The 11,952-nt window shown below is 71.4% G+C and carries 15 protein-coding genes; 7 read left to right on the top strand and 8 right to left on the bottom strand.

The genetic code is table 11. The features are described 5' to 3' along the window. Nucleotides 1–10: 10 nt before the first annotated feature. The 5 genes from C7S10_RS07840 to C7S10_RS07820 all read right to left on the bottom strand — a co-directional run bounded on the left by C7S10_RS07840 (nt 11) and on the right by C7S10_RS07820 (nt 4,557). A complete protein-coding gene (locus C7S10_RS07840) occupies nt 11–919 on the bottom strand; it encodes a glycosyltransferase (RefSeq protein ID WP_108343826.1) in 909 nt (302 codons plus the stop codon). Further along, a complete protein-coding gene (locus C7S10_RS07835; RefSeq protein WP_243395260.1) occupies nt 916–1,839 on the bottom strand; it encodes a glycosyltransferase family 2 protein in 924 nt (307 codons plus the stop codon). The genes C7S10_RS07840 and C7S10_RS07835 overlap by 4 nt, the downstream gene beginning before the upstream one ends. Before the next feature lie 25 nt (nt 1,840–1,864). Continuing rightward, nucleotides 1,865–3,391: an LCP family protein gene (locus C7S10_RS07830; protein ID WP_108343825.1), complete on the bottom strand. Its 1,527-nt coding sequence runs from the start codon at nt 3,389–3,391 to the stop codon at nt 1,865–1,867. Nucleotides 3,392–3,475: 84 nt separating this feature from the next. Further along, a complete protein-coding gene (locus C7S10_RS07825; protein ID WP_108343824.1) occupies nt 3,476–4,054 on the bottom strand; it encodes a GNAT family N-acetyltransferase in 579 nt (192 codons plus the stop codon). Further along, the gene (locus C7S10_RS07820; RefSeq protein WP_108343823.1) at nt 4,051–4,557 is read right to left on the bottom strand and encodes an acyl-CoA thioesterase; all 507 of its coding nucleotides are present in this window, start codon (nt 4,555–4,557) and stop codon (nt 4,051–4,053) included. The genes C7S10_RS07825 and C7S10_RS07820 overlap by 4 nt, the downstream gene beginning before the upstream one ends. 23 nt (nt 4,558–4,580) lie before the next feature. Here C7S10_RS07820 and C7S10_RS07815 point away from each other — a divergent pair, with 23 nt between their 5' ends. From C7S10_RS07815 to C7S10_RS07800, 4 genes are all read left to right on the top strand, one after another. Then, the gene (locus tag C7S10_RS07815) at nt 4,581–5,816 is read left to right on the top strand and encodes an LCP family protein (RefSeq protein WP_108343822.1); all 1,236 of its coding nucleotides are present in this window, start codon (nt 4,581–4,583) and stop codon (nt 5,814–5,816) included. Next, nucleotides 5,813–6,694, top strand: coding sequence for a crotonase/enoyl-CoA hydratase family protein (locus C7S10_RS07810; RefSeq protein ID WP_243395259.1), 882 nt, complete (start codon nt 5,813–5,815; stop codon nt 6,692–6,694). The genes C7S10_RS07815 and C7S10_RS07810 overlap by 4 nt, the downstream gene beginning before the upstream one ends. A 111-nt stretch (nt 6,695–6,805) precedes the next feature. Continuing rightward, entirely contained in the window at nt 6,806–7,498 is a 693-nt protein-coding gene (locus tag C7S10_RS07805; RefSeq protein ID WP_108343821.1) for a PadR family transcriptional regulator, read from the top strand. Then, entirely contained in the window at nt 7,498–7,893 is a 396-nt protein-coding gene (locus C7S10_RS07800; RefSeq protein WP_108343820.1) for a DUF1707 SHOCT-like domain-containing protein, read from the top strand. Before C7S10_RS07805 ends, C7S10_RS07800 begins: the two co-directional genes overlap by 1 nt. Nucleotides 7,894–7,903: 10 nt before the next feature. On the opposite strand, the gene C7S10_RS07795 is transcribed toward C7S10_RS07800, so the two are convergent. Next, entirely contained in the window at nt 7,904–8,407 is a 504-nt protein-coding gene (locus C7S10_RS07795; protein ID WP_108343819.1) for a hypothetical protein, read from the bottom strand. 89 nt (nt 8,408–8,496) lie between these two features. Between C7S10_RS07795 and C7S10_RS07790 the strand changes: the two genes are divergently transcribed. Further along, the gene (locus tag C7S10_RS07790; protein ID WP_108343818.1) at nt 8,497–9,105 is read left to right on the top strand and encodes a flavodoxin family protein; all 609 of its coding nucleotides are present in this window, start codon (nt 8,497–8,499) and stop codon (nt 9,103–9,105) included. An 89-nt stretch (nt 9,106–9,194) separates the two neighbouring features. Here C7S10_RS07790 and C7S10_RS07785 read toward each other — a convergent pair whose 3' ends face one another. Beyond that, on the bottom strand, nt 9,195–10,058 hold the full coding sequence (locus tag C7S10_RS07785) for an Ig-like domain repeat protein (protein WP_108343817.1): 864 nt from the start codon (nt 10,056–10,058) through the stop codon (nt 9,195–9,197). Nucleotides 10,059–10,151: 93 nt separating this feature from the next. On the opposite strand from C7S10_RS07785, the gene C7S10_RS07780 reads away from it, so the two are divergent. Beyond that, complete coding sequence (locus C7S10_RS07780; RefSeq protein WP_108343816.1) at nt 10,152–10,568, top strand: CoA-binding protein; 417 nt, start codon at nt 10,152–10,154, stop codon at nt 10,566–10,568. After that, nucleotides 10,565–10,999 carry an alternative ribosome rescue aminoacyl-tRNA hydrolase ArfB gene (gene arfB / locus C7S10_RS07775; RefSeq protein WP_243395258.1) on the top strand — a complete coding sequence of 145 codons (435 nt, stop codon included), beginning with the start codon at nt 10,565–10,567 and terminating at the stop codon, nt 10,997–10,999. The genes C7S10_RS07780 and arfB overlap by 4 nt, the downstream gene beginning before the upstream one ends. Here arfB and C7S10_RS07770 read toward each other — a convergent pair. Then, a complete protein-coding gene (locus C7S10_RS07770; RefSeq protein WP_108343814.1) occupies nt 10,989–11,945 on the bottom strand; it encodes a Gfo/Idh/MocA family protein in 957 nt (318 codons plus the stop codon). The two genes, arfB and C7S10_RS07770, sit on opposite strands and share 11 nt — an antisense overlap. Nucleotides 11,946–11,952 lie beyond the last annotated feature (7 nt).

Below are 11,952 nucleotides of genomic sequence, written 5' to 3'. Positions count from 1 at the left end.
CCCAGCGAGTCTAGCGAGGGGGTGCGGCAGATCCGGAAAGGCGGCGCATGCCCCGCGCCGACCGGATGGCGCGGATCACGTTGGCCGCCTCGCCCCGACCGCCGCGCACGGGGCTGAGCAGCACGACGACGAGGGCGATCAGGAACGGCTTGAGGCGCACGAGCACGTTCTCGCCGTACCGGAAGTGCACGACGAACAGGTTGCGGAACATGTAGAAGCCCTTCCAACCGGCCAGGTCGTGCTGCTGGTTGAAGTCGAGCTGACGCACGAGCCGGGCGTCGCGCAGCGCCCAGATGTGGAAGCCGGCGCGGCGGGCGCGGATCGCGAAGTCGACGTCGTCGTAGAAGATGAAGAACTCCGGGTCGGGGAAGCCGACCGTGGTGACGACCTCGCGGCGCACCATGAAGCCCTCGAAGGCGACGTTCTCGACCTCGACCCGCTCGGGCAGGTCGGCCCGGGTGGCGTACGTCGAGTCGACGCTCGCCGTCTTGGGGCGGATCGCCAGCGGGTTGGTGAGGTCGAACCTGAGCGCGGCCTTCTCGACCAGGTGCCCCTCGAGGTCGTCGCGCACCACCATCAGGCAGGCCTCGTCGGTGCCCATCATCACGGCGAGGCAGTCGGGGTCGGGCACCACGTCGTCGTCGACGAGCCAGATGCGGTCCCACCCGCCGTCGTACGCCGCCCGCATCCCGATGTGGAAGCCGCCGGCGCCACCGACGTTGCGCTCGGTCGTGGTGACGTGGAGCGGAAGGTCGGTGCGGGCGTCGAGCACCTCGCGGGTGTGGTCGGTGCTGGCGTTGTCGACCACGATGATCGCGTCGGGCCGGCGGGTCTGGGCCGCGAGCCCGTCGAGCATCCGCGTCAGCAGCTCGGCCCGGTTGAGGGTGACGATGACGACCGCCACTGTCTCGGTTCTCATCGCAGGAACCTCTCGTGTCCGTCGTAGTCCCCCGCCAGCCCGTCCTTCATGGCGCTCGCACTCAGGCGCAGCCGCGCCAGGCTCGGGCGGGTGAAGGTGTAGAACCAGATCGTCTTCAGCACGAACGCCATCGCGTGCAGCGGACCGCGGTAGTCGCGCAGGTTGACCAGGTTGTTGCGCGCCATGCAGTAGTGCTTGAGGTCGCTGGGGCTGTGGTTGTACGTCGTGCGGCCGAACGCCATCGGCGTGCCGAGCTCGCCGACGCTGGGGTGGGCGACGACGGCGTCGGTGATCGTGGCGACCCGGGCGCCGGCCTCGACGGCCCGCCAGAGGTACTCCACGTCGTCTCCCCAGATGAAGAACTCCTCGCGCGGCAGGCCGATCCGGTCGACGAGCTCGCGGGTGACGAGCACCCCGTTGAACGGGATGACGATGTCGGCCAGCACTCCCCCGCGCGCCTTGGCCCGGGCCTGCTCGACGGTGCGGAGCGCGGAGGCCGTCCGGGGCGGGCGGACCGGGAACACGAGATCGGCGGGGTGGTCCTCGTCGACGACCAGCGGGCCCCAGAAGTCGAAGTCGTGGTCGAGCAGGGTCATCAGGCAACCGGGCTCGGGCAAGCCGTCGTCGTCCATCAGCCAGACCAGGTCGGCGTCGCGGTCGATCGCCCAACCCAGCCCGTCGTGGAACCCGCCGGCGCCGCCCTTGTTGTGGTCGAGGGTGCGCGCCAGCACCGGGACCTCACCGGTCGTCGTGGTCCCGGCGAGCCAGGCCCCGGTGCCGTCGGTCGACGCGTTGTCGACGACCAGGACCTCGTCGAGGCCCTCGACCTCGCCGAGCCGCGCGACCAGGCGCTGCAGGAGGGCCAGTCGGTTGAAGGTGACGACCACGGCAACCGTGCGTCGATCCAGACCGTGAGCCACGCGCTACACCCTAGGGGCTGCCGCGTCAGCAGACCGATCCCAGGTCGTCGGCCTGGTTGGCGGCGTACCCGTCCTTCAGCGAGCCCACCGAGCCGCCGGTGACCGGAGCGGGAGTGGTCGTCGGACCCGGGGTGCTGGGCGAGGTCGTGCCAGCAGCAGTCTCGTCGCTCGTCTGGTCGCCCGCCTCGCTCGTGGCGGGCGCGGCCTCCGTCGTGGCGGGCGCCGGCTTGACGCCCTCGGCGCGGTCGATCGCCGCGGCGACCATCGAGTGCACGAGGTTGATGTCGGGGTCGGCGGTGACGATCTTCGGCGGCACCAGGCTGACCGTGCCGATCTTCTGCGACTTGGCCTTGATGGCCAGGTCGAGGAAGGTGTCGACCTCCCCCTTGGGCACGTTGGTCGAGATCATCTCGGAGGACGCCGCGGCGATCTTGGAGAAGTTGCGCAGCGCGTCCTGCGGGCTGATCTGCTGCAGCATGGCGTTCATGACGCACTTCTGGCGCGCCATCCGCGAGTAGTCGTCGGAGCCGTCGCGGGCCCGGGCGAACCACAGCGTGTCCATGCCGTCGAGCTTGCGGGTGCCGGGCTCGATGAAGCGGTAGAAGTCGTCGTACGGGAGCCCGACCGGGATGCGCTCGCGCACGGTGAGCGTGACCCCGCCGACGGCGTCGACGAGGTTGCGGAAGCCGGCGAGGTTGACCATCGCCCAGTAGTTGATCTTCAGGCCGGTCACGCCCTCGACGGCGCTGACGGTCGCGTCGACGCCGGGGGTCTTCGAGCCCTTGAACAGGTCGGTGTGGTCGCCGGCCCAGGTGCTGACGCCGTTGAGGTAGCACTCGTCGCAGTCGAACCCGTCGGGGAACTGCTCGGCCATCACCGAGCCCTCGGCGAACGGGAAGTTGGACATGTTGCGGGGCAGCCCGATCAGCACGGTCTTCCCGGTGCGGGCGTCGATGCTGGCCACTGTGAGGGAGTCGGGGCGCAGGCCCCAGCGCCCGGCGCCGGAGTCGCCGCCGAGCAGGAGCATGTTGAAGCGTCCGTCGTGGGCACCGACCACCGGACCGTCGCCGAACATGGTGATCATGAACTGGCGCTGCACGCCGACCATGTGCGCGCCGAAGAGCAGCGCCCCGGCGACGGAGAAGCAGAGGAAGCCGTTGACGCCCACGACGGCGAGGCGGTGCTGGCGCTGCAGCTCGAGCGGCTGCCCGAGCCGCCACGCGTCCATGAACAGCAGCGCCCAGCCGACCGCCAGGGCCATCAGCACCAAGCGGGCGAGGCCCAGCAGCCAGGTGTTGGAGACCGCCCAGAACGCGAAGCCGTGCGAGAAGTAGGAGACGACCACCGAGAGCAGCAGCGCGACGCCGAGCCCCATCCAGGTGCGCATCGCGATCCGGCCGACCCGACGGTTGCCGGCGACCAGCTGCGCCGAGCCGGGGACGGCCAGGGTCATCACCATCAGCGCGACGGCGCGGCGGAAGCGGACGCGTTGCGCGCGGTCCAGGGTCGTGAACCGGGAAACCTGCGACCCGGGGGAAGATGCGGGCGGCATCGGGTGCCTCTCTGCTGGGGGAAGTCAGCAGGCCCAGTATCACCAGTCACACCCGTCACACGCGGGTGCGACGCGCCGCAGTCGTCAGACTGTCGGGTCCACCCGGAAGCGATCGTCGAGGGCGGTGCGGATCGCGTCGTCGGGCTCGCGGTCGAGGTAGACCAGCCGGACCGCGTCGGGGTCGTCGTTGCCGGCGTCCGGCCCGCTCCACACCAGCGACATCCCGGCCTTCTCCGCCGTACGCCGCGAGGCGACGTTGACCTCGAGGAGGTAGGCCATCACCGGCCGGTCGGGGTCGACGTCGTGGGCCGCGTCCAGGGCGCGGAGCGCGGCCTCGAGTGCGTAGCCGCGTCCGCGGACGGAGGAGTCGAAGCGGTAGTAGAGGTTCCACCACGGCGCGTCGTCGACGACGGCGCAGCCGGCCATCCCGACCACCGGGCCGCCGTCCGACTCGCGGGCGCACCAGTAGCCGAGGCCGCGGCCCCACTCGACGTCGCTGCGGTCGAGGGTCTGCTGGGTGCGGGCCAGGTCGACATGGCGGCCTTGCGGGAAGTGCGTCCAGCTGTCGGGGTCGGCATGGATGCGGTGCAGGTCGGCCAGGTCACCCGCGACGGGCCGGTCGAGCCGGAGCCGCTCGGACCGGGCGTGCGTCCAGTCCGTCACAGGTCGCGGCCCTGGTCGATCTCCATCTTGCGGGCGAGGCGGTGGGCCCGGCGGATCTCCGCCTCGCGCTGCCGGCGCTGCTCCGTCGTGGTCTCGGTGACGAGGCCGGGGACGGGCCGGGACGCACCCGACTCGTCGATCGCGACGAACACGAAGTAGGCGCTGGCGACGTGCACCGGGTCGTCGGTGGCGTTGCCGAAGGGCTGGGCCTCGACCCGCACCCCGATCTCCATCGAGGAGCGGCCCGCCCAGTTGACCTGGGAGTAGGTCTTGACGATGTCGCCGACGTGCACCGGCAGCAGGAAGGTCATCTCGTCCATCGCGGCGGTGACCGCGGGGCCGTCGCTGTGGCGGAACGCCACGGCCCCCGCCGTCGAGTCCGCGAGCTTCATGATCTCGCCACCGTGGACGTTGCCGAGGATGTTCGCGTGCGCCGTGCCGGCCACGAACGCCAGGGACACCCGCGAGAAGGACACCGGACGCTCGGTGAGCGGTTCACTCATGTCCGCACGGTAGCGTCACCGCCATGGCTCAACCTCCCCCCGGGAAGGGTGGTCCCGAGGAGGGCACCCCCGAATACGACTGGCTGTACGGCTCCCGCGGCTCGGCGCGTCCCGACGACGCGACGCGGATGGTGCCGAAGCAACCCCGGCCGTCCGCCTCGCCCGACGAGACCCGCGTGATGCCGACGCAGCCGCGTCAGGACGGGCCGTCGAGTCGTCCGCCCGGCCGCGGTTCGGGTACGGCGGCCCCGGCACCCGCGTCCAAGCCGACCAAGCCGTCCAAGCCGCCGAAGCCGCCCCGCCAACGGCGGCGCCCGCGTGTCGGCTTCGGGGTCGTGAAGCTGGTGCTGCTGGCGTGGCTGGTCTTCCTCGTCGCCGTACCCATCTGGGCCTGGTCCAAGATCGACAAGGTCGATGCCGTCCCCGATGGCGACCGGCCGGCCGACCAGCCGGGCACCAACTACCTGATCGTGGGCTCGGACAAGGCCGACGACCTCACCGCGGAGCAGCAGAAGGCGCTGGGCACCGGCCCCCGCGGTGGCACCAACACCGACACGATCATCATCCTGCACACCGGCTCGGGCCCCGACACGCGGATGTCGATCCCGCGCGACACCCTGGCCGAGGTCCCCGGCCACGGCGAGCAGATGATCAACGCCGCGTTCGCCCTCGGCAAGGCGCCGCTGCTCGTCGCCAGCGTGGAGAAGCTGACCGGCATCCACATCGACCACTACGTCGAGCTGGGATTCGGCAGCGTCATCAACACCGTCGACGCCCTCGGTGGCATCGAGATCTGCCCGAAGACGGACATGAAGGACGAGAAGGCGCGCCTCGACATCGAGAAGGGCTGCCAGGACGTCGACGGCGAGACCGCCCTGGCCTACTCGCGGTCCCGCTACGTCAGCGCGCTCAGCGACCTCGACCGCGTGGGTCGCCAGGGCGAGGTCATCGGCGCCCTCGGCTCGAAGGCCAAGTCGCCCTGGACGATCATCAACCCGCTCCGCTACTGGCGGCTGACCACGGCGTCGGCCGACGCGATCCGCATCGACGAGGAGATGGGTCCCGTCTCGCTCGGGCGCTTCGCGTTCGCGATGACGGGCGACAGCCGCACGTGCACGATGCCCAACCTGCCGGCGCCCAGCGATCCCAACCGGCTGGTCGCCGATCCCGACCGGTCCCCGGCGGTGTTCCAGGCGATCATCGAGGACGAGCAGGTCGCCCCGGCCCTGTGCACGCCGACCGGGCGAGCGAAGCAGTGACCTCCGAGATGCTGACCTTCGAGACCCTGGCCGTCGAGACCGACGACGACGGCGTCACCCTGCTGACGCTGTCGCGCCCGGACGCGCTGAACTCGTTCACCGTCACGATGGCCCGCGAGCTCGAGGCGTTCTTCCTCGCGGCCGCCGACGACGACGCGATCCGCGCGATCGTGGTCACCGGGGCGGGGAAGGCGTTCTGCGCCGGGATGGACCTGTCGGCCGAGGGCAACGTGTTCGGTCTCGACGAGTCGCTGGAACCCACGCCCGCCGAGCTGCGCGAGCACCTCACCGAGGAGCCCTACCTCTCCGGCGTGCGTGACACCGGCGGCAAGGTGGCGCTGGCGATCCACGCCTGCCCCAAGCCGGTCATCGCTGCCGTCAACGGCGCCGCGGTCGGCATCGGCGCGACCATGACGCTCGCGATGGACCTGCGCCTGGCCTCGACCCGGGCGCGCATCGGTTTCGTGTTCGGCCGGCTCGGGATCGTGCCGGAGGCGTGCTCGACCTGGTTCCTGCCGCGCATCGTCGGCACCCAGCAGGCCCTGGAGTGGATCTACTCCGCCGAGATCCTCACGGCCGACCAGGCGCTGGCCGGTCGACTGGTCCGCTCCGTCCACGAGCCCGACGACCTGGTCGCAGCCGCGCTCGAGCTGGCCCGTTCCTTCGTCGTCGACCGTTCGCCCGTCGCGCTCGCGCTGGCCAAGCAGCTGGTCTACGCCGGGTCGGCCGCCCCGCACCCGCTCGAGGCGCACATCGCCGACTCGCTGGCGATGTTCCACACCTCCGTCGGCGACGGGCGGGAGGGCGTCGCCGCGTTCCGTGAGAAGCGCACGCCCTCGTTCACGGGCCGCGCCTCCGAGCTGCCCCGGATCTTCTGACCGATCTCCTCCCGTCCGCCCTTGAACCGGCCCGACAGTCGTGGCTACTATCGCGATATATCGCAATAGGTTGTCGATATCTCGACGACAGACGTCACAAGGGAGACGATCATGGGAACGAACACTCCGTGGGAGCAGCGCTTCCAGCAGCACGCCAGCTCGTGGCAAGGCTGGGACGGCGGCCAGCGCCGACGCCACGGCGCGGGCGGTCACGGCGGTCCGCCGCCATGGGTCCAGGGCCTCCTCGGCTGGGGCGCCCCGGGCGCCACGTCGAGCGGTCCCGGCCCCCGGGCGAAGCGCGGCGACGTACGCCTGGCCATCCTCTCGGTGATCGCCGAGGCCGCACGCCGCGAGGAGCCGATCAACGGCTACCAGGTGATCCAGCAGATCGCCGAGCGCAGCGACGGCGCCTGGCGCCCGAGCCCCGGCTCGGTCTACCCCACCATCCAGCAGCTCCAGGACGAGGGTCTGGTCGAGTCGGACGACGAGCGCGGCCGCAAGACGCTCCAGCTCACGGGCGAGGGCGTGGCGTACGTCGAGTCGCACACCGCCGACCTGGACGCGGTCTGGGCTCCGTTCGAGCGTGCGTCCCAGCGCGCCACGAGCGGCACCTCGGGCGACCTCAAGTCGGAGATCGGGCAGATGATGAGCGCCGTGTGGCAGATCGTCACCCAGGGCTCGGACGCGCAGCGCAAGGCCGCGGTCGGCGTGCTCGTCGACACCCGCCGCGCGCTCTACGGCATCCTCGCGGACGGAGCAGCCCCGACCGATCGCGACGACGACCTCGACGAGCAGGACCTGTGATGGAGCCCCGGATCGGCGACGCCGAACGCGACGTCGCCGCCGCCCGGCTCGGCGACCACTTCGCCGCCGGCCGCCTCGACCACGAGGAGTACGACGAGCGGCTGGACGCGATCTGGTCGGCCCGCACGCACGCCGACCTGGACCAGGTGTTCTGGGACATGCCGCTCGTCTCGACGCCGCGGCCTGCGCCGCCGGTGGCGGTGAACCGGTCGCGGGACGTCCGCTTCCCGGTCTGGATGATCGCCGTGGCGGCCATCGTGCTCATGGCGGTGGCCCACGTGCCGTGGTTCGTGTGGCTGATCCTGCTGGTCGTCGTCCTCAAGCGCCCGTGGGCGCGCGGGCACCGGGCCGCCTGGCGCCACAGCACGGGGCACCATCCCGGGTGGGGTCGCTGACCCTGCTCCCTCAGCCCTCGTCGGCGAGCTGTTCGGTGACCGCGGCCACCATCTCGACCCAGGTCCCGCCGAGGTAGACGTCACCGCTGCCGTCCCACAGACGCAGGGCCTCGGCGACCACGTCCCGTTCACGCTCCGTCAGCGGACCCGTCAGGGGCAGCGCCTCCTCGAGGCCGACGTGGCGCAGGAAGGCGACCCCCACGCGTGCCTGGGCGGCGTCGAAGTCGATCGACTCCATGCCCTGCGCCTCGGCGGCCTCCACCTCGCGGTCGAAGCGGAAGTGCTCCGGCATCGTGCCGAGCCGCGGGAGCAGCAGGACGGACTCGAGCTGGAGGTGCACGGCCAGCAGCCGGCGGGTCACGAGGAACACGTCCTCCCGGGCCGCGTGGTGGAGCAGCGGCAGGCGGCACAGCATCTTGCGGAGCTCGACGTGCTGGGTGCGGAGCAGCTCGCTGAGCTCCTCCCCCGTGCTGACCGTCGGAACGCCCTCGAGGGGAGCCATGGAGTGGGTCATGGCTGCGCCGTACCCCGTCGTTCGCGGCACATGCGCCCGGACGTCGGGGGTACGGCGACGAGGACATGTCGTCGACGAGAGGAACCACCATGGCAGGGCTCACCGCAGTCGTCCTGGTCTGCACGCTGAAGAAGTCCCCCGCCCGTTCGAGCTCCGAGCTGATCGGGCACCAGCTGCTCGACGCGCTCGGCGACCACGACATCAGCGGCGAGGTGGTGCGCGTGGTCGACCACGACGTGCGGTTCGGGGTGTCGACCGACGAGGGCGACGGCGACGGGTGGCCCGCGATCCGCGAGCGGATCGTCGCGGCCGACATCGTCGTGCTGGCGACCCCGATCTGGATGGGACAGCCGCCGTCGGTGACCAAGATGGTGCTCGAGCGGCTCGACGCCGAGCTGTCGGAGACCGACGAGACAGGTCGGCCCTCGATGAGCGACAAGGTCGCGCTGGTCGGCGTCGTCGGCAACGAGGACGGGGCTCACCACGTCGCGGCCGAGTGCTTCCAGGCCCTCAACGACGTCGGGTTCACCGTCGCCGCCAGCGCGAGCGCCTACTGGGTGGGCGAGGCGATGGGCTCGACCGACTACCAGGACCTCGACGAGGCTCCCGAGAAGACCCGCGAGACGATCGCGACGGCGGCCGCGAACGCGGCGCACCTCGCGGCGGCGTTGCGCACGGCGCCGTACCCCGCGTCCTGACGCGCGACCCGGAACGGCGACCGGCCGGCGCCCCTGTGCGGGGTGCCGGCCGGTGCGGTGGTGCGTGACGCGAGGTCAGCGCGATCGGGTCACTTGGTGACCTTCACGACGACCTTGGCCTTGCCTGCGGCGGTGAAGCCGTCACCGGCGTAGGCGAGCTTGATCTTGTTCTTGCCGGCCTTCAGCTTCTTGGCCTTCACGGTGATGGTGACCTTGCCGTTGTCGGCCAGCGTGCCCTTGCCGACCTTCTTCTTGCCGATCATCGCCACGACCTTGCCGGTCGGGTCCTCGTTGTCGGCCGTGACCTTGACCTTGACCTTGGCGTCCTTGCCGGACTTGATCGTCGCCTTGGTCTTGGCGGTCACGGTCGCGGGGTTGGCCTGGACCGTCACGGATCCCACCGAGGTGGGCGCTGCCGCGTTGGTGCACACGAACTCGGCCGTGCTTCCGTTGGCCAGGGTCGCGATCAGCTTGAAGTCCACGGGGGCGCTCACGACATAGGTGTCCGCAGCGGGGGTCGTGAAGGCAGCGTTCTTGCCGTTGATGTCGGCGGTCGACGTGCCGTTGCCGTTGTCGACGAAGGCCGTCGGGGCGACCACCAGGGACCCGGCGCCGACCCTGCCGTCGCCGAGGGTGAGCTTGTAGTCGGTCATGTCCAGGTTCGTCACGCCGAACTGGGTGAAGAGCGCCTTGGCCTGGTTGGGGATCGTGACCTTGTTCTTCACGTCCAGCAGGTCGGCCGGGACGTCGAAGCCTGCGGGCGCCGTGGGCGGCAGGGTGACGTCGGTGGCGACACCGACCGGGACCGTGCCGGCCAGGGCGTTGACACAGTTGTACGCATTCGTTGCGACGCCGGCGTTCGCGGCCGGAGTGGCGAGGGTGACGAGGGCGCCGGCGCTGAGCGCGGTGGCGGCTACCGCGGCACCGAGCCGACGGGACGAGGTGTGGAGCATCTGTGTTCCTCCTGGTGATCGTGCGGACCGTCACACTCAAGCACACGAGTCCCAACTGCAACACCGCGCCTCGGCCCCGGCTACCGTGAGGCCATGTCGACCAGCTGGCAGGACCCGGAGGCCGTCGCCCTGATGCTCGACGAGCTCGAGACGTGGGCGGTCGTGGGCCTGTCGGACAACCCGTCCCGCACGGCCTGGTCGATCGCCCAGCTGCTCCAGTCACGGGGCAAGCGGATCGTGCCGATCCACCCGAGCGCGGAGGTCGTGCACGGCGAGCAGGGCTACGCATCCCTCGCGGACGTGCCCTTCCCGATCGACGTGGTCGACGTCTTCCGTCGCTCGGAGGACGCCGGCGAGTTCGCCGACCAGGCCGTGGCCGTGGGGGCGAAGGCGGTGTGGTTCCAGCTCGGGGTGGTCGACGAGGCCGCGTTCGAGCGGACCGTCGCCGCCGGCGTGCCGATGGTGATGGACACCTGCCCCGCGATCGAGTGGCGCAAGCAGGGCCGGTGAGCCCCGCCCCGTTGCGGGTCCCGCCCGGTCCCGGCATCCCGGAGGGGCTCGTCGTGGCCGACGCCGACCTGGTCGAGCGCTTCTCCCGCTCCCCCGGTCCGGGTGGTCAGTCGGTCAACACCAGCGACTCCCGCGTCGAGCTCGAGCTCGACCTGCGCACGACCCGCGCGCTGACCGAGGAGCAGCGCCGTCGCGTCCTGCGCCGGTGGCCGGGCGGCGTGATCGCGGTGGCGGCCTCCGAGCACCGATCCCAGCTCCGCAACCGGGCGGCCGCGCGCGAACGCCTCGCCGACCTGTTGCGTACGGCGCTCGCCCCACCGCCCCCGCCGCGCCGGCCGACGAAGCCGAGCCGGGGCTCACGCGAGCGTCGCCTCAAGGCGAAGAAGGAGCGCGGTCACCTCAAGGCGATGCGCGGGCGCGTCACCGACTGATCTGCGCGAGCGTCTCCTCCATCACCCGCTGCACGTCGACGGTGTCGGCGAGCGGCATGGTGGGCGACTCCGTGAGACCGGCCGCGAGGCACCGGTTGACCTCGGCCGCCTCGAGGGCCAGGCCGTGGCAGCCCGGAGGGAGCTCGATCGTCTCCTCGCCGGCTCCGTTGCGGCGTACGACGAGGTGGTGCGGGTGGTGGAAGCGCGGGCCCAGCTCGATGGAGCCCTTCGTCCCCCAGATGACCGCCCGGCCCGGGGTCTCGGTGGTGAGCGCGCAGGCGAGCGAGGCGGCCCGCCCGTCGTCGTACGCCAGGTGGATCATCGCGCTGGCGTCGACACCGTTGGGGTAGCGGGTGCCGGTCGCCGTCACCGCGTCCGGGGTGCCGAGGAACTGCTGGGCGATCGAGACGACGTAGACCCCGAGGTCGAGCACGGCGCCGCCGCCGAGCTCGGGCGCGAACAGCCGCGAAGCGGGGTCGTAGGTGCGGAAGGCCCCGAGGTCGGCCTGGACCGCGACGAGGTCACCGAGCTCGCCTGAGTCCACGATCCGCTTGGCCTCGACCACCGCGGGTTGGAAGCGGGTCCACATCGCCTCCATGCAGAACACGCCCCGCTCGCGGGCCAGGTCGACCACGTCGCGCGTGTCGGCGAGGGAGGCGGTGAAGGACTTCTCGACCAGCACCGCCTTGCCGGCCTCGATCGCGGCCCTGGCCAGGGCGTGGTGCTGCGGGTGCGGGGTCGCGATGTAGACGACGTCGACGGGGGCGCCCATCAGGTCGTCGTAGGTGTAGCCCTGCGCGCCGCCGAAGCGCGCGCCGAACTCGCCGGCCCGCTCGGTCGAGCGCGAGCCGATGGCGACGATCTCGGCGTCCTCGACGTGGACGAAGTCCTCCGCGAAGGTCTCCGCGATCGATCCGGTGCCTGCCACTGCCCACTTGGTCGTCATGGGAGCA

This window comes from Nocardioides currus (assembly GCF_003057875.1).
In the GTDB taxonomy this organism is placed as follows: Bacteria; Actinomycetota; Actinomycetes; order Propionibacteriales; family Nocardioidaceae; genus Nocardioides; species Nocardioides currus.
Note: the sequence above shows the minus strand (reverse complement) of the source record. Positions and strands in the feature narration are given on the sequence as shown.